Source organism: Companilactobacillus versmoldensis DSM 14857 = KCTC 3814 (genome assembly GCF_001434295.1).
Taxonomy (GTDB): domain Bacteria; phylum Bacillota; class Bacilli; order Lactobacillales; family Lactobacillaceae; genus Companilactobacillus; species Companilactobacillus versmoldensis.
In genome coordinates this window covers 43,059-60,634 of record NZ_AZFA01000012.1, presented here as the reverse complement: position 1 = coordinate 60,634, position 17,576 = coordinate 43,059, and the positions used below count along the sequence as shown (strand labels likewise).

20 protein-coding genes and 1 other annotated feature are annotated in these 17,576 nt (G+C 39.1%); of the genes, 6 read left to right on the top strand and 14 right to left on the bottom strand.

Annotation, left to right across the window (positions count from 1 at the left end; all coding sequences use genetic code 11):
• Nucleotides 1–2: 2 nt before the first annotated feature.
• The 12 genes from hisI to FC27_RS07385 all read right to left on the bottom strand — a co-directional run bounded on the left by hisI (nt 3) and on the right by FC27_RS07385 (nt 11,809).
• Nucleotides 3–320 (bottom strand): phosphoribosyl-AMP cyclohydrolase, encoded by a 318-nt coding sequence (gene hisI, locus FC27_RS07445; protein WP_029508157.1) that lies wholly within the window; start codon nt 318–320, stop codon nt 3–5.
• The gene (hisF, locus tag FC27_RS07440; RefSeq protein WP_010624315.1) at nt 320–1,078 is read right to left on the bottom strand and encodes an imidazole glycerol phosphate synthase subunit HisF; all 759 of its coding nucleotides are present in this window, start codon (nt 1,076–1,078) and stop codon (nt 320–322) included. The genes hisI and hisF overlap by 1 nt, the downstream gene beginning before the upstream one ends.
• Nucleotides 1,068–1,793 (bottom strand): 1-(5-phosphoribosyl)-5-[(5-phosphoribosylamino)methylideneamino]imidazole-4-carboxamide isomerase, encoded by a 726-nt coding sequence (hisA, locus tag FC27_RS07435; RefSeq protein WP_010624316.1) that lies wholly within the window; start codon nt 1,791–1,793, stop codon nt 1,068–1,070. The genes hisF and hisA overlap by 11 nt, the downstream gene beginning before the upstream one ends.
• Nucleotides 1,774–2,400 carry an imidazole glycerol phosphate synthase subunit HisH gene (gene hisH / locus FC27_RS07430; RefSeq protein WP_010624317.1) on the bottom strand — a complete coding sequence of 209 codons (627 nt, stop codon included), beginning with the start codon at nt 2,398–2,400 and terminating at the stop codon, nt 1,774–1,776. The genes hisA and hisH overlap by 20 nt, the downstream gene beginning before the upstream one ends.
• Nucleotides 2,400–2,984 carry an imidazoleglycerol-phosphate dehydratase HisB gene (hisB, locus tag FC27_RS07425; RefSeq protein ID WP_010624318.1) on the bottom strand — a complete coding sequence of 195 codons (585 nt, stop codon included), beginning with the start codon at nt 2,982–2,984 and terminating at the stop codon, nt 2,400–2,402. The genes hisH and hisB overlap by 1 nt, the downstream gene beginning before the upstream one ends.
• 10 nt (nt 2,985–2,994) lie before the next feature.
• Nucleotides 2,995–4,281 carry a histidinol dehydrogenase gene (hisD, locus tag FC27_RS07420; RefSeq protein WP_010624319.1) on the bottom strand — a complete coding sequence of 429 codons (1,287 nt, stop codon included), beginning with the start codon at nt 4,279–4,281 and terminating at the stop codon, nt 2,995–2,997.
• Between the two features lie 15 nt (nt 4,282–4,296).
• On the bottom strand, nt 4,297–4,953 hold the full coding sequence (gene hisG, locus FC27_RS07415) for an ATP phosphoribosyltransferase (RefSeq protein WP_010624320.1): 657 nt from the start codon (nt 4,951–4,953) through the stop codon (nt 4,297–4,299).
• Nucleotides 4,946–6,094 carry an ATP phosphoribosyltransferase regulatory subunit gene (locus FC27_RS07410; RefSeq protein ID WP_010624321.1) on the bottom strand — a complete coding sequence of 383 codons (1,149 nt, stop codon included), beginning with the start codon at nt 6,092–6,094 and terminating at the stop codon, nt 4,946–4,948. The genes hisG and FC27_RS07410 overlap by 8 nt, the downstream gene beginning before the upstream one ends.
• Before the next feature lie 68 nt (nt 6,095–6,162).
• Nucleotides 6,163–6,393 (bottom strand) — a binding site (T-box leader).
• A 77-nt stretch (nt 6,394–6,470) separates the two neighbouring features.
• Nucleotides 6,471–7,301, bottom strand: coding sequence for a histidinol-phosphatase HisJ (gene hisJ, locus FC27_RS07400; RefSeq protein ID WP_010624322.1), 831 nt, complete (start codon nt 7,299–7,301; stop codon nt 6,471–6,473).
• A gap of 95 nt (nt 7,302–7,396) precedes the next feature.
• Nucleotides 7,397–8,740, bottom strand: coding sequence for a branched-chain amino acid transport system II carrier protein (gene brnQ / locus FC27_RS07395; protein WP_010624323.1), 1,344 nt, complete (start codon nt 8,738–8,740; stop codon nt 7,397–7,399).
• Nucleotides 8,741–8,836: 96 nt separating this feature from the next.
• Entirely contained in the window at nt 8,837–10,414 is a 1,578-nt protein-coding gene (locus FC27_RS07390; protein ID WP_010624324.1) for a peptide chain release factor 3, read from the bottom strand.
• Nucleotides 10,415–10,447: 33 nt separating this feature from the next.
• Entirely contained in the window at nt 10,448–11,809 is a 1,362-nt protein-coding gene (locus FC27_RS07385; RefSeq protein ID WP_010624325.1) for a hemolysin family protein, read from the bottom strand.
• 131 nt (nt 11,810–11,940) lie between these two features.
• Here FC27_RS07385 and FC27_RS07380 point away from each other — a divergent pair, with 131 nt between their 5' ends.
• The 6 genes from FC27_RS07380 to FC27_RS07355 all read left to right on the top strand — a co-directional run bounded on the left by FC27_RS07380 (nt 11,941) and on the right by FC27_RS07355 (nt 16,814).
• Entirely contained in the window at nt 11,941–12,411 is a 471-nt protein-coding gene (locus tag FC27_RS07380) for a hypothetical protein (RefSeq protein ID WP_010624326.1), read from the top strand.
• Between the two features lie 241 nt (nt 12,412–12,652).
• A complete protein-coding gene (locus tag FC27_RS07375) occupies nt 12,653–13,459 on the top strand; it encodes a homoserine O-acetyltransferase/O-succinyltransferase family protein (RefSeq protein ID WP_010624327.1) in 807 nt (268 codons plus the stop codon).
• Nucleotides 13,460–13,540: 81 nt separating this feature from the next.
• Nucleotides 13,541–14,464: a cysteine synthase A gene (cysK, locus tag FC27_RS07370; protein ID WP_010624328.1), complete on the top strand. Its 924-nt coding sequence runs from the start codon at nt 13,541–13,543 to the stop codon at nt 14,462–14,464.
• Between the two features lie 83 nt (nt 14,465–14,547).
• Nucleotides 14,548–15,327, top strand: a complete 780-nt coding sequence (locus FC27_RS07365; RefSeq protein ID WP_010624329.1) for a transporter substrate-binding domain-containing protein — start codon at nt 14,548–14,550, stop codon at nt 15,325–15,327.
• A 30-nt stretch (nt 15,328–15,357) separates the two neighbouring features.
• Nucleotides 15,358–16,053: an amino acid ABC transporter permease gene (locus tag FC27_RS07360; protein WP_010624330.1), complete on the top strand. Its 696-nt coding sequence runs from the start codon at nt 15,358–15,360 to the stop codon at nt 16,051–16,053.
• Nucleotides 16,053–16,814, top strand: coding sequence for an amino acid ABC transporter ATP-binding protein (locus FC27_RS07355; RefSeq protein WP_010624331.1), 762 nt, complete (start codon nt 16,053–16,055; stop codon nt 16,812–16,814). The genes FC27_RS07360 and FC27_RS07355 overlap by 1 nt, the downstream gene beginning before the upstream one ends.
• Before the next feature lie 52 nt (nt 16,815–16,866).
• Here FC27_RS07355 and FC27_RS07350 read toward each other — a convergent pair whose 3' ends face one another.
• Together FC27_RS07350 and FC27_RS07345 are read right to left on the bottom strand one after the other, a co-directional pair.
• A complete protein-coding gene (locus FC27_RS07350) occupies nt 16,867–17,052 on the bottom strand; it encodes a carboxymuconolactone decarboxylase family protein (RefSeq protein WP_010624332.1) in 186 nt (61 codons plus the stop codon).
• Nucleotides 17,053–17,079: 27 nt separating this feature from the next.
• On the bottom strand, nt 17,080–17,568 hold the full coding sequence (locus FC27_RS07345) for a carboxymuconolactone decarboxylase family protein (RefSeq protein ID WP_010624333.1): 489 nt from the start codon (nt 17,566–17,568) through the stop codon (nt 17,080–17,082).
• Between the last annotated feature and the right edge of the window lie 8 nt (nt 17,569–17,576).

The window sequence follows — 17,576 nt, the reverse complement described above, 5'->3', positions numbered from 1 at the left end:
CCTTATTGCTTATTTTCTAAAACTGGTTGAAAGAAGCAGCTACGATGTCCGGTATGACATGCTGGCCCCTCTGGATTGACTTTGACTAGCAAAGTGTCTTGATCGCAGTCTAAAGTCAGACTGACAACATTTTGATAGTTACCGCTAGTTGCACCCTTGTGCCATAATTTTTTTCTTGAACGTGACCAAAACCATGTTTGGCCACTGCTAATTGTTTTTTGATAACTTTCTTGATTCATCCAAGCTACCATCAAAACGTCTTTGGTCTTGGCGTCTTGAACGATAGCGATCAGAAGTCCTTTAGAAAAATCTGGTTCGATCATCTGACTGTCACTACTTTTTGTTTGAGATGCTTCTTAACATCTTTAATGGTCAATTCACCATAGTGAAAGACTGAAGCTGCTAAGGCACCATCAACTTTAGCTTTTAAAAAAACCTCGCTAAAGTCTGCTAAATCGCCAGCCCCACCAGAAGCAATGATGGGAACATCAACTGCTTGATCGAGTTTTTGATATAAATCAATATTAAAACCTTTTTTAGTACCGTCAGCGTCCATGCTGGTAACTAATAATTCTCCGGCACCCTTCTCAACGACCGTTTTAGCCCAACTGATAGCTTCCAGATCAGTTTTTTGATGGCCTCCGTGAGTATAGACAAAATATTTATCAGTCTCGGGATCATATTTCACATCAATTGCGACCACAATACATTGGTTACCAAATTTCTCAGCTCCGGCTGTGATCAAGTCTGGATCGCTAACAGCAGCTGAATTAATTGCCACCTTATCAGCCCCAGCCTTGAGCAATTGCTTAATATCATCGACCGAACTAACGCCACCACCGATCGTAAGTGGCATGAATACTTGTTGTGAAACTTGTTCCACCATATCGATCATCGTCTTACGTTTTTGATTAGTCTCCGTGATATCCAAGAAAACCAATTCGTCGGCATCTTGTTTTTGATACTGGGCAGCAATTTCGACCGGATCACCAACATCAGTCAAATGAACGAAGTTGATACCTTTTTTCACTCGTCCATCGTCAACATCCAAACAAGGAATAATCCGTTTAGCTAGCATTACGCTCCACCTCCGCGATATTTTCCAAAGTAATCGTTTTTTCATACAAAGCTTTACCAATGATCACGTCACGAATACCCAGCGCCTTTAAATTATGAAGATCCTTCAAATCACGGACCCCACCACTAGCAACAATATTTGCTTGCGGTAACTTTTGGGTTAGTTTCATCAATAGGTCTAGGTTGGGACCTTCCATCGTGCCATCGCGTTTCACATCAGTCACGATGAAGGATTTAGCACCGTATTTGATCATCTCTTTGATCAACTGCTCCATCGAAACATCTGATTGTTCGAGCCAACCATTAACGGCAACTTTTCCATCCTTACCATCGACTCCAATCACGATCCGTTCAGCACCATATTGTTGGAGCAATTCTTTGACCATATCAGGATCTTCTAAGGCAGCAGAACCAATGATCACTCGATCGATTCCCATATCTAGATAGGTTTTGGCAGTTTTTTGATCACGTATACCACCACCTAATTCCAAGAAGCCTTGAAATTTTTGACGAATCTTTTTAATAATCAAATAATTTTCAACTTGACCACTTTTGGCACCATCGAGATCAACTAAATGTAAATGGTGTACTCCAGTGGCATAAATGTTTTCCGCTTGAATGACAGGGTCTTTATTGATCAAAGTCACTTGCTGATAATCGCCCTGATATAACCGAACACTTTGTCCATTATGTAAATCAATTGCAGGTAAAATCATTTGTCTTCACCATCTTTTGAAAGTTTTTTAAGAGCTCCAAGCCGACTCGACCGCTCTTTTCAGGGTGAAATTGCATACCAATGATATTGTCATTTTGAACAATACTAGGTATCTCAATCCCGTAATCGACACTTGCAACGAGAAATCTTTCTTCACATTCAGCGTAATACGAATGAACAAAATAGGTAAATTGTTGGTCGATTGATTCAAAGAAACTATCTTTTTGGCGGAGCTGATTTTGATTCCAGCCCATTTGAGGGACCTTTAGACCAGCTTGTTTGGGGATTGCCTTGATATGTCCTGGAATCAGTCCAAGACCTTGGTGCAATCCATATTCTTCACTGTCATCAAACAACAGCTGCATCCCAAGACAGATTCCTAAAATGGGCGTTTTATCTTTGGCTACTTTTTGGACTACTGAAACTAGATTTCTTTGACGCAAAGCTTCCATGGCTGCTTCAAAAGCTCCGACTCCCGGTAAAATGACTGCTTGAGCAGCAGTGATTTTCTCCGGATCAGAGGTCAAGATATTTTCGATTCCTAAATAATCGAGAGCTTTCTTTAAATTACGTGTATTTCCCGTATCGTAATCGACAATGGCAAACATTAAATCACGCCCTTTGTCGAGTTGACACCAATGATGTCAGGATTGATAGTGACAGCATCACGCATTGCACGACCGAAAGCCTTAAACAAACTTTCTACTTTATGGTGGGTGTTGCGTCCATAAAGGATCCGCGCATGGAGATTCATTTCAGCAGCAAAGGCTGTTGCTTGAAAGAAGTCTTCAACGGTCTCAGTGTCGAGACCACCAAGCCGAGGGTTGACTAAATCAGCATCAAAGACTAAATATGAGCGTCCACTTAAATCAACGCTGACTTGACCGAGAGTCTCATCCATTGGCACGAATTCTGTCCCATAACGTTCGATACCTTTTTTATCACCAAGAGCTTTCTTGAAACATTCACCCAAGACGATACCAGTATCTTCGGTAGTGTGATGTGGGTCGACGTCGAGGTCTCCATGTGCTTCAACTTCTAAGCCAAAACGACCGTGTTTAGCAAATAAATTCAACATGTGATTCAAAAAACCGATCCCAGTGTCGATTTTGATACCCGTCTGTTCGTCGAGATTCAAGCTTATTTGGATTTGTGTTTCTGCTGTTTTTCTTTCAATCGTTGCTTTTCTCATAATTTTTCCCCTAATCGTAAAATTTGCCAAAACGTGATTCGATTGCTCGTGCATGTCCTTCGAGTCCTTCAACACGTGCCAAAGTTGTGATAGCTTTAGCTTCTTTTTCTAAAGCTGGTTTCGTATATTGAATGAATTGGGTCCGTTTAACGAAGTCATAAACTCCTAGTGGTGAAGAAAATCTAGCTGTCCCACCAGTTGGCAAAATGTGGTTAGGACCAGCAACGTAATCACCTAGTGGTTCAGACGCATATTTACCAAGGAAGACTGAACCGGCATTTTTGATTTGGTCTAAATATTGGATCGGTTCAGCCAACTGAATTTCCAAGTGCTCTGGAGCAACAGTATTCATCAAGGTGAACATGTCATCGGTCTTATCAACGACTGCGATGAAACCTTTGTTATTAGCTGAAGCTGAAGCAATCTCCTCACGTGGTAAGACTTTCAATTGTGAATCAACATTGTCACTGACTGCTTGAGCAAGTTTCAAACTATCAGTCACTAAGATCGGCCGTGCCAATTTATCGTGTTCAACTTGTGATAACAAATCAGCTGCTATTTGACGAGGATCAGCTGAATCATCAGCGATGATACCAATTTCTGAAGGACCAGCGACCATGTCGATAGCGACTTGACCAAAGACTTGTTTTTTAGCTGTTGCAACAAAGATATTGCCGGGTCCAACGATCTTGTCGACTTTGGGGATCGATTCAGTCCCATAAGCCAAAGCAGCAATCGCTTGAGCACCACCAACTTGATAAATAGCGTCAACACCAGCAATTTTAGCCGCTGCTAAAACAGCCTTGGAAATGCCATCTTTTTGTGGCGGTGTCACGATGACAACTTGCTTGACACCGGCGATTTTGGCTGGCAACGCGCTCATCATGATTGTTGAAGGATAAGCAGCTGTCCCACCAGGAACATACAGACCAACCTTTTCGAGTGGCATCAATTTCTGTCCCCGAATAACACCTTTTTGTTCACTGTCGATAAAACCTGTTTCTTTTTCCTTTTCGTGATAACTAGTGATATTCTTTTTAGCTAACAACAAAGCATCTTTGACCTCAGGCTTGATTGTTTCATAAGCCTCATCAATTACACTTTGGGGTAGTTTAAAGTTATCGATCTTCACATCATCAAACTTCTGCTCATATTGTTTGACTGCTGTATCACCATTATCGATGACATCATTGATGATCTTAGTAACACTAGCAATGACCTGAGGATCATTGAGTTGACGAGTCTTTTGTTGAACCATATTAGTTAATTCTGCTAAACTTTTTTGAACGATTTTCATGATATTTCCTCCCAATTACTTACTAATAGTTTTTCCCTTCTTATCAACAACTTGTTTGATTTGATCGACGAAACTGAAGATCTCATCTGGATGCTGTTTCAACGACATCCGGTTAACGACCAATCTGGTCGAGACCTTGTCCAAATAATCAAAGATCTTCAAATTATTTTCTCGGATTGTCGTGCCCGTTTCGGTGATATCGACGATAGCATCGGCTAATCCAGTTAAAGGTGCCAATTCAACTGAACCTTCGATCTTGATTATCTCAACGTCTTGTCCTAATGAATCGAAATAACGTTTAGTAATCAACGGATACTTCGTACCAATGATCTTTCTTTTAGGAGCTTTCGGATCAAAATCCTGAGTCGAAGCGAGAACGAATTGGCATTTCCCAATCCCAAGATCAAGCAATTCATATTGAGAACTCTGATGTTCGGTCAAAATATCGCTACCAACTATACCAATATCAGCCGCACCCCGTTCCAAGAAGGTCGTCACATCAGGGCCCTTGGCTAAAATAAATTCTAACGGCTGCGTCTCTGAATCAAAGATCAAGCGCCGTTTCTTATTCCTGATCTGGTCACAATTGATATTAGCTGCTTCGAGTAAAGGCACCACTTGTTTTTCCACACGCCCCTTAGTCAAAGCTATTTTTAAACGTTTGTTATCCAATGAACTCACCTTCTGTCAAATCAACTAGTTCAGCTCTCAACTGCTGAGCTTCTTTTCGTGCATCATCCAAATTGTCAGACAACGACAAAATACTATTTGGGTTTTGCTGTAAAACTTTTTCTGCTGCTTGCCACTGATCAGGTTTAAAGTACAATAATTTTTTCTGAACAGTTGGCTTTCTTTCGATTAAGTCGGTCAGCAGGTCAATATTGATTCCCATACCAACAGCTGACTCGGTCATATCTTGAAAGTTTGCCAATAATTTGTCATAACGTCCGCCACTGAACAAATATCCTGACCCTGCCTTAGAAAAACCTTTGAAGGTCAATCCAGTGTAATATTGTTGCGGTGCACGACTGCTGAGATCAATTGAAACTGCTTGATCTGGCAAAGTCGTTTGAATCCAGTTAACGACTTGTTTCAACTCGGAAATTCGTTGCTCGATTTCAGGTGACAGATCATCTTCAGCCAATTGTGCAAATATCCGTTCAGGTTTGCCAAACATCCGCGGCCATTTCAGGAGAAATTGATATTCAGGTTGATTGCTGAAACGGTCGATCAATCGCTCATATTTGGGAATCTGCTTGTCGTAGAGTGCTTGAGCAATCTCTTCTTGTAGCTCAGTATCGTCAGTTAGGTCCTTTAAGATCACTGTGGTAAGGTCAGCAATCCCTAATTCAATTTCGATTGGATCAGTCAATAATTTCTGACTCAACTGATTGATCAAAATCAGGCATTCAAATTCAGCTTTGATCGATGAATAACCGACTAATTCGATTCCCGCTTGGGTCAATTCGTTATATGATCCTGACAACTGACGGCTGATCCGAAAAATATCGCCAACGTACCAAAACTTCTGAGGTAAGGAGATATTAGTCGAGCTGAGGAACCTCGCAATCGGTAAAGTCATATCTGGTCTTAACATGATCGTGTCCCCTTCTTGATCAAGTAAGCTATATAACTGATAGTTGCCTAATTTGTATGGTTCAAAAACGGTCTTTTTTTCTAACAATGGTGTCGAGATCTTGGCAAAACCACGGTCGGAAAAAGAATGCTCAATGACTGAGATTATATGTTGTTTATTAACTGCTCTGCTTCCAAATTCGTCGCGTGTCCCTAATGGTAATAAGTTATTGTTCATGTCGATCCCTCCACTTTTCTAACTAATCAAATTTTTGGATAAAAAAAATCCCCTTAGCAAATAAATGCTAAGAGGACGTAATTAACGTGGTTCCACCTCACCTTTGTTTGACCCTTGCGAATCAAACCTCATGTTGGCTGTGTCAACTGGGGTAACGAACCATTTCGTCAAAGCTTACTGATTTCAGCTTTGAAGTTATTCATAGGTGTGTGTTCAAAATCAATTTCCATTCTGTTTCCAGCTACCAGAATTCTCTTGAGGAGTGATTGATCTTTACTTTTCCTATTTCTGACTTTTATTAGAATTTGATTAGTAATATTCAAATGAATATTTAATTTAAAACTAATATTAGTCGCTGACTTACTGGATGTCAAGCTTAAATCAAAGTTTTCAACAAATGGATACCATGCCCCACCGATTTGATGTCATGGGCATCAGAGCCATATATCAAAGGGATTGACAAATTTTGAGTCATTCTCAAAATTTGTTTACCGGGATAAAAATCATTACAAAGCGGTTTATATAATCCGGCTAAGTTCAAATCTAATTCTCGGTCTTGTTTTTTAATCTTTCTTAAAATGTTTTCAACTAATTCTAAATTATTTTCATCCAAATCTTCTGTCAAATGAAAATAATCTTGATACTTACGGACTAAACTCATATGACCAATTCGCTGAGGACGGTACTGACCAAGATCACAATCAACTGAAGCAGCAACTGTCTGATAATACTGGCGAAAGACATCTTGTGGGTCATTTAAAAATTGCTGGAAACCACTCTGAAAATTCTCCACGCCATCGTCGACACACCAAAGCTTATCGTCAGTCCCCTTCATGAAATGGACTGATAAAATACTTTCTTGGGTCTCTGGACCATACTCATTTAAGAAATCTTTGGTCCATTCCTCAAACCCTTGTAAGTAGTCAATTTCAAAGCCAATCGAGATCTCGATTTGATCAGCATATTTTTTCTGTAAAGAACGTGTCAGCTTAAAATATTCTGGTAATTCGCTGACTTTGATTGAAGCTTCATCGATGCCATCCACACTGCCGGCGTAACTATCAGCAATATCAGGAGGCAGTGGTGCATGTTCAGTAATACAATATTTTTTCATTCCTAACTGAATCGCCCGTTGAATCATTTTCTCCACTGGTTCGCCACTACCATGGGGACACAATTCCGTGTGCGTATGTCCATCTTCTAACATCCAATCACTCCTTAAAAAAATAATTAGACTAATTGTAATACATTTTCAGTTTGAAGAGATAAAAAAACCAGCATTCAAACAAATGCTGGCAGAGATCAAACAATTCTTTTTTTATAAATAAAACTAAATAGATAGCCTAGAACCATCCCGATAATCGCTGGGACGACCCAACCTAGGCCAAGATTTGAAAGTGGTAAGAGGTTCGCAACTTTAATCGTCTGCTCATACCAAACTTGATGAGCGAACAAAAAGCTTAAAGAATTCAAACCAGAGAAAACCGCTGGAATAAGTGTAAATATCGTGGTCAGCACATAGACCAATTTCGACGAACCAAGTAACGGCGTTAAAACGGCCAAAATGATCAAGGTTATTGCCAGTGGATAAATGAACATCAAAGCTGGTGTTGAATACTGGATCAACTTTGTCAGACCAACATTAGCAAAGATACATGGCAAGACGCTAGCAAAGATAATCAACACTTGATAAGAAATTTTTGGGAACAGCTGATGCATGGCTTCCCCAAATGAAGTGATCAGACCAATTGAAGTTTTCAAACAAGCGACGATCACAATGACGGCCAATAAAATATTCCCAAAGCCTCCGAAATAATAATTGAAGATCTGGGCTAAAGTGACGCCACCATTCGATGCTAATTTCAATTGGCCGAGGCTCATCGAACCAAGCAAAGCTAAGAGCGTATAGATTATCCCCATCAAAACGATACTGATAAAGCCTGATTTGATAGTGTCACTTGCTACAGCTGCTGGTTTTTTGACGCCTAGAGCCTTGATACTGTCGATTACGACTACACCAAAAGCCAGTGATGCCAAAGCATCCATGGTGTTATAGCCTTCCGTGAATCCTGATAAAACTGGTGAATTTGCGTAAGATCCTTGAGCTGGTGCCGTAAGAGAGCCCATTGGATGGATCAGGCCAACAATGATCAAAATAGCTAACAAAATCAAAAAAATTGGTGTCAGCCACTTCCCGACATAATCCATGATCTTACTAGGTTTTCTGGCGAACCACCAAGAAACAGCAAAAAAGATAACTGAAAAAATCAGTAATACCAATTTACCATGACCCTCAGATACAAATGGATCAAGTCCAATTTGAAAAGAAGTGGTTGCTAATCGCGGCGTCGCAAACAGTGGCCCAATGATCAAATAAAGCAAAATAGTGAACACAAAGGCATACTTACGACCAACACGACTGGCCAGATCAAAAACGCTGGCACTCTCCGTCAATCCTAATCCAGCCACACCTAATAATGGCAGACCAATACCCGTGATCAACAAACCAATGATTGCCAGCCAGACATTTTGCCCAGCTTGCTGTCCCAGATAAACTGGAAAAATTAAATTTCCTGCTCCAAAAAATAGCCCGAACAACATTGAACCAATAAAGAGCGACTCTCGCCCGGAAAGTTTAGTTTTCATACTTTTCCCCTTCAAAAAAAAGATGGTCAGTTCCCAATAAATCGAAAACTGACCATGTTTTAACAATCTTTTGTAAAAAATTTTATCTTCGAAAAATTATAATTTAGCTGTCAACTTCACATCAGGATATTTATTGACGAACCAGTTTTCCGCAAAACGATTTTCAAAGAGGAATAATGGTTGTCCATCAAGATCCTTGACCAACATATTTCTAGTTGATGACATACTTTGATCAAGTTGATCAGGATCGATCCAACGGGCGATCCGTGAACCGATTGGTGACATCACAACGTCACAGTTATATTCGTTCTTCATTCTGAATTGGAAAACTTCAAACTGAAGTTGACCAACGGCACCTAGAATATAATCGTTCGTTGTATATTTTTGATACAACTGAACGGCACCTTCTTGAACTAATTGTTGCATCCCTTTATGGAATGATTTTTGTTTCATAACGTTCTTAGCTTGAACTTCCATGAACATTTCAGGTGTAAATTGTGGCAAGTCTTCAAATTGAACAGACTTCTTACCAGTGTAGATGGTATCACCGATCTGGAAATTACCTGTATCATACAATCCAACGATGTCACCGGCCACAGCAGTTTTAACTTGTTCACGCTGATCTGACATGAATTCGGTCGCATTATTCAACCGCATGGCTTTACCAGTTCTAGTCAAGGTAACATCCATCCCCTTGACGAACTCGCCGGAACAGATTCGCACGAAGGCAATCCGATCTCGGTGATTAGGATTCATATTTGCTTGAATCTTAAAAACAAAAGCTGAGAATTCAGGATCATCTGGTTTAACAACTTCGTCACTATCCTTTAATTTGTGCTCAGCTGGAGCTGGTGCCATGTCCAAAAATGTATCCAAAAATACTTGGACTCCAAAGTTAGTCAAAGCAGAACCGAAGAAGACTGGCGTTTGGTCACCTTTTTTGATCTTTTCGAGATCGAATTGATTACCAGCTTCCTTGATCAAATCAACTTCACCAAGGGCTTGTTGATAGACGCCCTCTTCTTCGATCGGATCACTGTTCTTCAATTTCCCGTCGTCACCTAATGCCAAATAACGGTCGTCTCCGTCTTTTCGATACATCTCTAAACGATTGTTGCGGATATCGTAAAGTCCCTTGAGTTCCTTACCCATACCAATAGGCCAATTCATGGCACAGCCTTCGATATCAAGCAATTCTTCAAGTTCAGCAATCAAATCTAATGGATCGCGACCATCACGGTCAAGCTTATTCATGAAGGTAAAAATCGGAATACCACGTTTTTTAACAACTTTAAAAAGTTTCTTAGTCTGTGGCTCGATACCTTTGGCCGAATCAATCACCATGACGGCAGCATCAACAGCCATCAAAGTCCGATAAGTATCTTCTGAAAAGTCCTCATGTCCTGGAGTATCCAAGATATTGACATCTTTATCGTGATAGTGAAATTGCATAACTGAACTAGTAACGGAGATCCCACGTTTCTTTTCGATCTCCATCCAGTCAGATGTAGCAAACTGGCCAGACTTTTTAGCCTTGACCGTTCCGGCTGAACGAATGACTCCACCGAAGTAAAGCATTTGTTCGGTGATAGTCGTTTTACCAGCATCCGGGTGAGAGATGATAGCGAACGTCCGTCGTTTGTTCACTTCATTTTCTAATTGTTTTTGTTCCATAACTAACTCCTAACTCATAAAAAAAGAAATACATTAGTATTTCTTTTCGAACATATTGGTCGTTACGACCTTAATTTTATTCTTAGGAACATTGACGATGACCGTCTTTAATCTTGGTCCTTCAACTTCTCCAGAAGTGATCTTGAGACCATCTTTTAAAGTTATACTCTTAGGACGATTAGCATCCGGTATCTCGCCGACATTCATGATCAAATATCCGGCAATAGTATCAGCATCTTCTTGCTCTTCATCGATATCTTCATTGAACAAGTCATTAAAGTCCTCGATAGAGAAACGGCCAATGACTGAATATTGAGAAGCTGAGATACGTTTATAATTAGTTGTCGTTTGATCATACTCATCATCGATCTCACCAACGATCTCTTCCAAGATATCTTCGATCGTTGCTAGACCAACAACTCCACCATACTCATCCATGACCATGGCGATCTGGGTCTGAGTAGATTGCATTTTCAATAATAATGAATCGATACTGGTTGTCTCTTGGACAAACAGTGGCTCAGTCATAATACTCTTTAAATTGATATTTTCAAAACCGAGTGCCCGAGCCTTTTTCAATAGATCCTTAATGTGGATGATACCGACGATGGTATCTTTATCCCCACCATAGACTGGTACTCGTGAATATGGTTGAGCTAAAACAGCATCGATATTCTTATCCAGTGGATCATTGATATCGATCATAAAAGCATCCATTCTTGGAACCATGATCTCACGGACATTTTTATCACTGAATTTAATGATACCTTGTAACATTTGATACTCATCAGAGTTGATAGTTCCACTCTGACGAGATTTTTGAATCGTTGATAGCATTTCATTTCGTGTGACTTTGTCTTCTTTTTGACTAAAATCGATTGGCGTGATCTTCATCAATCCATCGATTGAAATAGTCAATAACCAAACAAATGGTTTCAAGATCTTGCTAACAAAATTTACGACCGGCTCAGTGAATGAGATCACTTGGAACGGACGATGCAAAGCAATTTGCTTTGGGAAAAGTTCACCTAATACTAAGGTGAAATAAGATAAAATAACTGTGATCACTACGATGGAAATTTCGAAACTTCCCGGAAACTTACCAATAGCCGACTCCAATTTGGTACTTAGGCTAGTGGCCGCACTAGCAGATGATAAGAACCCAGCTAAAGTTATCGCTACTTGAATCGTTGATAAAAAATTAGTTGGATGATTAATTGAATGTAAAATCCGTTCAGCTCGACGGTTTCCCGTTTTGGCTTTCTCCTCGACTGAAGTTTTATTTACAGAAACGATTGCCATTTCACTTGCTGCGAAAAAGGCATTAAGAAGCGTTAAGACGACAATAAGAATTATCTGCCCAATCAACGCGACACCAGTTGGATCATCGCTCATTAATTTTTTCACTCTCTTTCATATATTAAATAAAAATGATGACTTCAATTATAGCAGGTGTTAAACAATTCAACAATAATCCTGCCATTAATGCTAAAATAAGTTTAATACTATATAGGGAGCAAATGAAATTGTCAAACAAAAAAATTGTCGTTATTTACCTATTTTTCTTCTTTATACCTTACATAGTAAGTTTGTTGATTGCTGGTATCGCTTATAACGCTTTAGTCTTACACGCCTTAACTTGGCGGATAATCGTTGGTGGTATCGTTGGTTCATTAGGGATCTTCGCAGTTAAAGTCATCGCCCAACGTCCAGTTCTGATCATGTATCGCAGCTCGACACGAAAAAGTCTGCGGCGTTTTATCCACTTCTTCATTTTGGAGCGAGACAAAGTGATCATTGGTCTAAACCTCTTGATCGACTTTTTGCTTTGTATCGGAAGTATCTATCTAGTTGCCAACGTTTTACCGATCGAACATATCTTAGGTAATTCAATTGGCTGGTTAGTCTTGATAATGATGATATCATTGACTTTAGCCTCATATTTGGAATTCGATTCCTTATCAATTTATACTGAAAAGAAAAAAATTAAAGATTAAATGCTTGACTTACAGATACTCTAATAATATTCTTAAGGCATTGTATGAGAGGGGTAATTTAGACATGATGAACTTAACTAATGTTAAAAAAGAAGCATGTTGCTGTGTAATGACATCAAATCATTACACTTCTTCAACATGTCTAATTACACTCAATTGATAATTTTGTTTATAAAAAAACTATTCAAGAGAGCTGACAATTAGTCAGCTCTCTTTTTTTTATTTCCGAGAGGAGTCCGTCATGGAAAGAGTCAAAATCGGTATTTTAAATTTAATGTATAACAAAATTGAAACTAATCAAAACTTCTATCGTTCACTCACTCGTGAACATAGCAACGTAGAAGCAATCTACTACTATTCAGCTACTCGTTACATCAACCGCAAATTAGATCCTAGTATCACTTCAACGATGCGGCCACTTGATCTAGATGAATTAGACCAGCTTGATGGTTTCATTATTACCGGTAGCCCAATTGAACATTTAGATTTTAATGAAGTTTCCTATAAAGATGAAGTCAACGACCTACTAGATAAATTAAATCAACTCAACATCCCCCAACTTTATGTCTGTTGGGGCGCAATGGTGGCGCTGAATCATTTTTATGGGGTCGAAAAGAAAATTTTACCTCATAAAACTTTTGGTATCTTTCAAAATAAAATTCTTAAATCATCTAGTTTGTTGACTAATATCTCTGATCATTTCCCTGCACCTCATGCAAGGTATGCAGAAATGAATCAGCAACAGATCAACGATAATTCACAATTACGGATCAATTCCGTGAATGATAAGGGCTTATTGTTCTTAGCTGAAGCTATCGATAAGCCTCAAGCGTTTTTATTTTCTCATTTAGAGTATCAAAGAGATGATCTTCAAAAAGAATATGACCGTGAATATGCGGCCCATCCTGAAAATGATCCGATTCATCCAGAAAACTATTACTCACCGATAAACCAAAAGCCGATGTTTGCTTGGAAAGATGTCCAGGCCAAATTCTTTGGTAACTGGATCAACGAGGTCATAAACTCAAAAACTAAGGTGTGTAATTGATGGGAGGGATTACGGCGACAAAAGGCCAGTGAAAGTATTACAATAAATTTGTTTACAGATATTAAATGGAGGAATATAGCTATGTCAAAAATTGCAAATAATATTACCGAATTGATTGGAAATACTCCAATCGTAAAATTGAATAGTGTCGTACCTGACGATGCAGCCAATGTATTCGTTAAATTAGAGTTCTTCAATCCAGGTAGTTCTGTGAAAGATCGGATCGCCTTATCCATGATCGAAGCTGCTGAAAAAGCTGGCAAATTAAAAGCCGGCGATACTATCGTGGAGCCTACTTCAGGTAACACTGGTATCGGTCTATCATTAGTAGCTGCTGCTAAAGGATATCATTTAATCATCATGATGCCCGACACAATGAGTGTTGAACGTCGTAAAATCATGCAAGGTTACGGTACTGAATTAGTCTTAACACCTGGAAGCGAAGGTATGGGCGGTGCTATAAAACGTGCTCAGGACCTTTCTGATGAAAAAGGCTACTTCTTACCAATGCAATTCAGCAACCCTGCTAATCCTGAGATCCATGAAAAGACAACCGGTAAAGAGATCATCGATGCCTTTGATGGCAAAGACGTTGATGCCTTCGTAGCTGGTGTTGGTACTGGTGGTACCCTTTCTGGTGTTAGCCACGCTTTGACCAAGAAATATCCAAATGTGAAGGTTTATGCGCTTGAAGCTGCTGAATCACCACTACTTAAAGAAGGTAAAACTGGTAAACACAAGATCCAAGGTATTTCTGCTGGTATGATCCCTGATACATTGGATCAAGATTCATACTCAGATATCATTGAAGTAACAAGTGATCAAGCTATTCAGATGGCTCAAGAAGTTAGTCGTAAAGAAGGCTTCTTACCTGGTATTTCTGCTGGTGCAAATATCTTTGGCGCTATCGAGATTGCTAAGAAATTAGGTAAAGATAAGAACGTAGTTACTGTTTCACCTGATAACGGTGAAAGATACCTATCAACTGATTTATTTAAATTTTAAAACTAAAAATCAAATGTTTTCTAAATAAAAGCAATTTGTGAGAGAATATTAAACATCAAAATCTATTGGGGGATTTTTCAAACATGAAAAAAAGAATGCTCGTAATTCTTACCATGGTGGCAGCCATGGTACTGGTACTTACAGGTTGCTCTTCAAACAGTTCCAGTGAGACCAAAACTAAGGGGACTTTAACAATTGGTCTAGAAGGAACTTATGCACCATACTCTTACCGTGAAAATGGTAAATTGACCGGATTCGAAGTTGACTTTGCCAAAGCCCTAGCTAAAAAAATGAACTTAAAAGCAAAGTTCGTTCCTACTAAATGGGATTCATTGATTGCCGGCTTAAATTCAAAAACTTTCGATGTGGTTATCAATAATGTCGGTGAAAATGCTAGTCGTAAGAAACATTACATCTTTGCTGAACCTTATGTTCAATCAAAATCTGTTTTAGTTACTAAAGCAAATGATACTAGTATCCAATCAGTCGATGACTTAAAAGGTGTTAAAGTAGCTGAAGGAACAGGTACTGATAACTACAATAAAGCGAAGAAATTCGATGCCAAGATCGTACCTTCATCTGATTTTGCAACGACAATGTCAATGATCAAACAAGGTCGTGTCCAGGCTACGATCAATTTACGTGAGGCTTTCTTGACTTGGGAAAAGGATAATAAAAACAGTGGTTTGAAATACACTGAGATCCCAACAAGCAAACTTCCTAATACTAAGATTGCTCCTTTATTAAACAAGGACAGTACTAAGTTACGTGATAAAATGGTCAAAGCTGAAAAGCAATTAAGAAAAGATGGAACCTTGAAACGCTTAGCTATCAAGTATTTCGGTCAAGATATTAGTAAGTAATTTTTTTCAATTTCGAGAGGAGCGGACTTTATGTGGCATATAATTATTACATCATTGCCAGAAATGCTAGTTGCAATGGTGCAATACACCATTCCGTTAGCTATCATCGCATTTATATTTGGATTGATACTGGCTGTTATCACAGCTTTGATCAAATTTATTGAACCTAGTGGAAACAAATTGGTCAAATATCCTTACATGGTCATTCGAGCTATTTTCAGCTTTTATGTCTGGTTATTCAGATCAACTCCATTACTAGTTCAACTGTTCATCATCTTCTTTGGACTACCTAATATTGGAGTCCAATTAGATCCATTTATCGCTGCGGTAATCGGATTTTCACTTAACACCGGTGCATATGCTTCAGAAACGATCCGTTCTGCTTTGCTTTCTGTTCCACAGGACCAATGGGATGCAGCTTATACTTTAGGCTTTTCAACTCCTCAAACTTTGATGAAGATTGTCTTGCCTCAAGCTGTTAGAATTGCTTTACCACCACTTTCTAATTCATTTATCGGTTTATTCAAAGATACTTCCTTGGCCAGTTCGATTACGATCCTAGAAATGTTTCAGGTCAGTCAACAGATCACAGCTAAAAACTTTCAACCATTGTTGATGTATTCACTGGCTGCTTTCTTATATGCCATCATCTGTACATTACTAAGTTGGCTTCAACATTATCTTGAACGTCGAACTTCACAATACGTTAAAGGGAGTGAAGCTTAATGATCTCACTAAAAAATATCGTCAAAACGTACGACGGCAAAACTGTCTTGCATGATATCTCAGTGGACTTTCCAAGTGGTAAAACAACCGTAATTCTTGGACCATCTGGTTCTGGTAAATCAACTTTGTTACGTTCGATCGACTTATTAGTTCGTCCGGAATCAGGTTCGATTTCTTTTGAAGATTTTAACTATGATTATTCACAACCAATTTCTTCAAAAGAAAGCTTTAAATTGCGTCGTAAAACTAGCATGGTCTTTCAAAATTGGAACTTGTTCCCTAATCTAACTGTTTTAAGGAACATCACTGAAGCTCCAATAAACGTTCTAAAGCTGTCAAAAGACGAAGCCGAAAGTAAAGCTAGGGACTTATTAGACCGTGTTGGTTTAGCAGATCTTGAAGAGAGATATCCGAGTCAATTGTCTGGTGGACAACAGCAACGTATTTCCATCTGTCGTGCTCTGGCAATGAACCCAGAATACATCCTCCTAGATGAGCCAACCAGTGCGCTTGATCCTGAACTAGAAACGCAAGTTTTGCGGATCCTTGAAGAACTTGCAAAAGCTGGTCAGTCAATGATCATTGTGACTCACAACATGGACTTTGCTCGTTTAGTTTCTGATAAAATCGTCTTCATCGAAGATGGTGAAAAAGTCTTCGATAATGATACAAAAGAATTTTTCGAACATCCCACTTCACGGATCAAAGATTTCCTTTCCGGAATATCTATCGACCCAGATGCTGCGGATAACAAAGAATAATAAAATCCATCGAATTAGTTAAAAGCTAACTCGATGGATTTTTTTGTGATTTTTATTCCGATAGTTTCTTAGCTGCAGCATGTATCTTTGTAACACTATTAATGACCAATGGAAAACCCACGTACGGCAATAACTGAATTGCTGACCAGATCAAAGTTGATTCTGAATTACCAGCTTTCAAGCTTCCACGTGCATGCGCATTGATCTGGAAATCCACATTCAACGTGATCAAGGCCATTAATTCATAACGCTCACGTTGGGCAACTTACAACCCTGTTCGGGCATAATAATTTTCAAAAAAGTGTTCCGTCAACCAGGCGGGGATCATTTTGCCTGAGCCAGTTGGCAGATCAGCCAGCATATTTTTGATCTCGGTACCGTATAATTTCGATTGGACATCAATACAACTTTCATCAGTTTGCTTGGCAGGTGTAACTTGAACTTGCTCTTGAAGGTAAACCTGATGGATCTCTTTTAAAGCTGAAACCACTTTCGAAATTCCGATGACTGGTTCCAACTGATAAGCTACTTCAAGGATTTTTTCAGGAGCTACCCCACTTTTTAAGGTCGCTGACACTTGATCTGGCATCGTGAAATAAGTTCCTTGAACGATCATAGCAATCAGTGGAATCAACTGTTCATCACCGTGATCGAGATCAACAGTATTTTGCTGGATTGATTCAACAAATTTATTTTCGATATCTTTTAAATCCGGATCATTTTCCAACCACTTAGTAAATTTTTCTTCACTCATTTGCTTAC

Coding starts and splice junctions, on each gene's coding strand:
- hisF (WP_010624315.1), bottom strand. CDS start 1,078: ATGCTAGCTAAACGGATTATTCCTTGTTTGGATGTTGACGATGGACGA.
- hisA (WP_010624316.1), bottom strand. CDS start 1,793: ATGATTTTACCTGCAATTGATTTACATAATGGACAAAGTGTTCGGTTA.
- hisH (WP_010624317.1), bottom strand. CDS start 2,400: ATGTTTGCCATTGTCGATTACGATACGGGAAATACACGTAATTTAAAG.
- hisB (WP_010624318.1), bottom strand. CDS start 2,984: ATGAGAAAAGCAACGATTGAAAGAAAAACAGCAGAAACACAAATCCAA.
- hisD (WP_010624319.1), bottom strand. CDS start 4,281: ATGAAAATCGTTCAAAAAAGTTTAGCAGAATTAACTAATATGGTTCAA.
- FC27_RS07410 (WP_010624321.1), bottom strand. CDS start 6,094: ATGAACAATAACTTATTACCATTAGGGACACGCGACGAATTTGGAAGC.
- hisJ (WP_010624322.1), bottom strand. CDS start 7,301: ATGTTAGAAGATGGACATACGCACACGGAATTGTGTCCCCATGGTAGT.
- brnQ (WP_010624323.1), bottom strand. CDS start 8,740: ATGAAAACTAAACTTTCCGGGCGAGAGTCGCTCTTTATTGGTTCAATG.
- FC27_RS07390 (WP_010624324.1), bottom strand. CDS start 10,414: ATGGAACAAAAACAATTAGAAAATGAAGTGAACAAACGACGGACGTTC.
- FC27_RS07385 (WP_010624325.1), bottom strand. CDS start 11,809: ATGAGCGATGATCCAACTGGTGTCGCGTTGATTGGGCAGATAATTCTT.
- FC27_RS07375 (WP_010624327.1), top strand. CDS start 12,653: ATGGAAAGAGTCAAAATCGGTATTTTAAATTTAATGTATAACAAAATT.
- cysK (WP_010624328.1), top strand. CDS start 13,541: ATGTCAAAAATTGCAAATAATATTACCGAATTGATTGGAAATACTCCA.
- FC27_RS07365 (WP_010624329.1), top strand. CDS start 14,548: ATGAAAAAAAGAATGCTCGTAATTCTTACCATGGTGGCAGCCATGGTA.
- FC27_RS07360 (WP_010624330.1), top strand. CDS start 15,358: ATGTGGCATATAATTATTACATCATTGCCAGAAATGCTAGTTGCAATG.
- FC27_RS07355 (WP_010624331.1), top strand. CDS start 16,053: ATGATCTCACTAAAAAATATCGTCAAAACGTACGACGGCAAAACTGTC.
- FC27_RS07350 (WP_010624332.1), bottom strand. CDS start 17,052: ATGGCCTTGATCACGTTGAATGTGGATTTCCAGATCAATGCGCATGCA.
- FC27_RS07345 (WP_010624333.1), bottom strand. CDS start 17,568: ATGAGTGAAGAAAAATTTACTAAGTGGTTGGAAAATGATCCGGATTTA.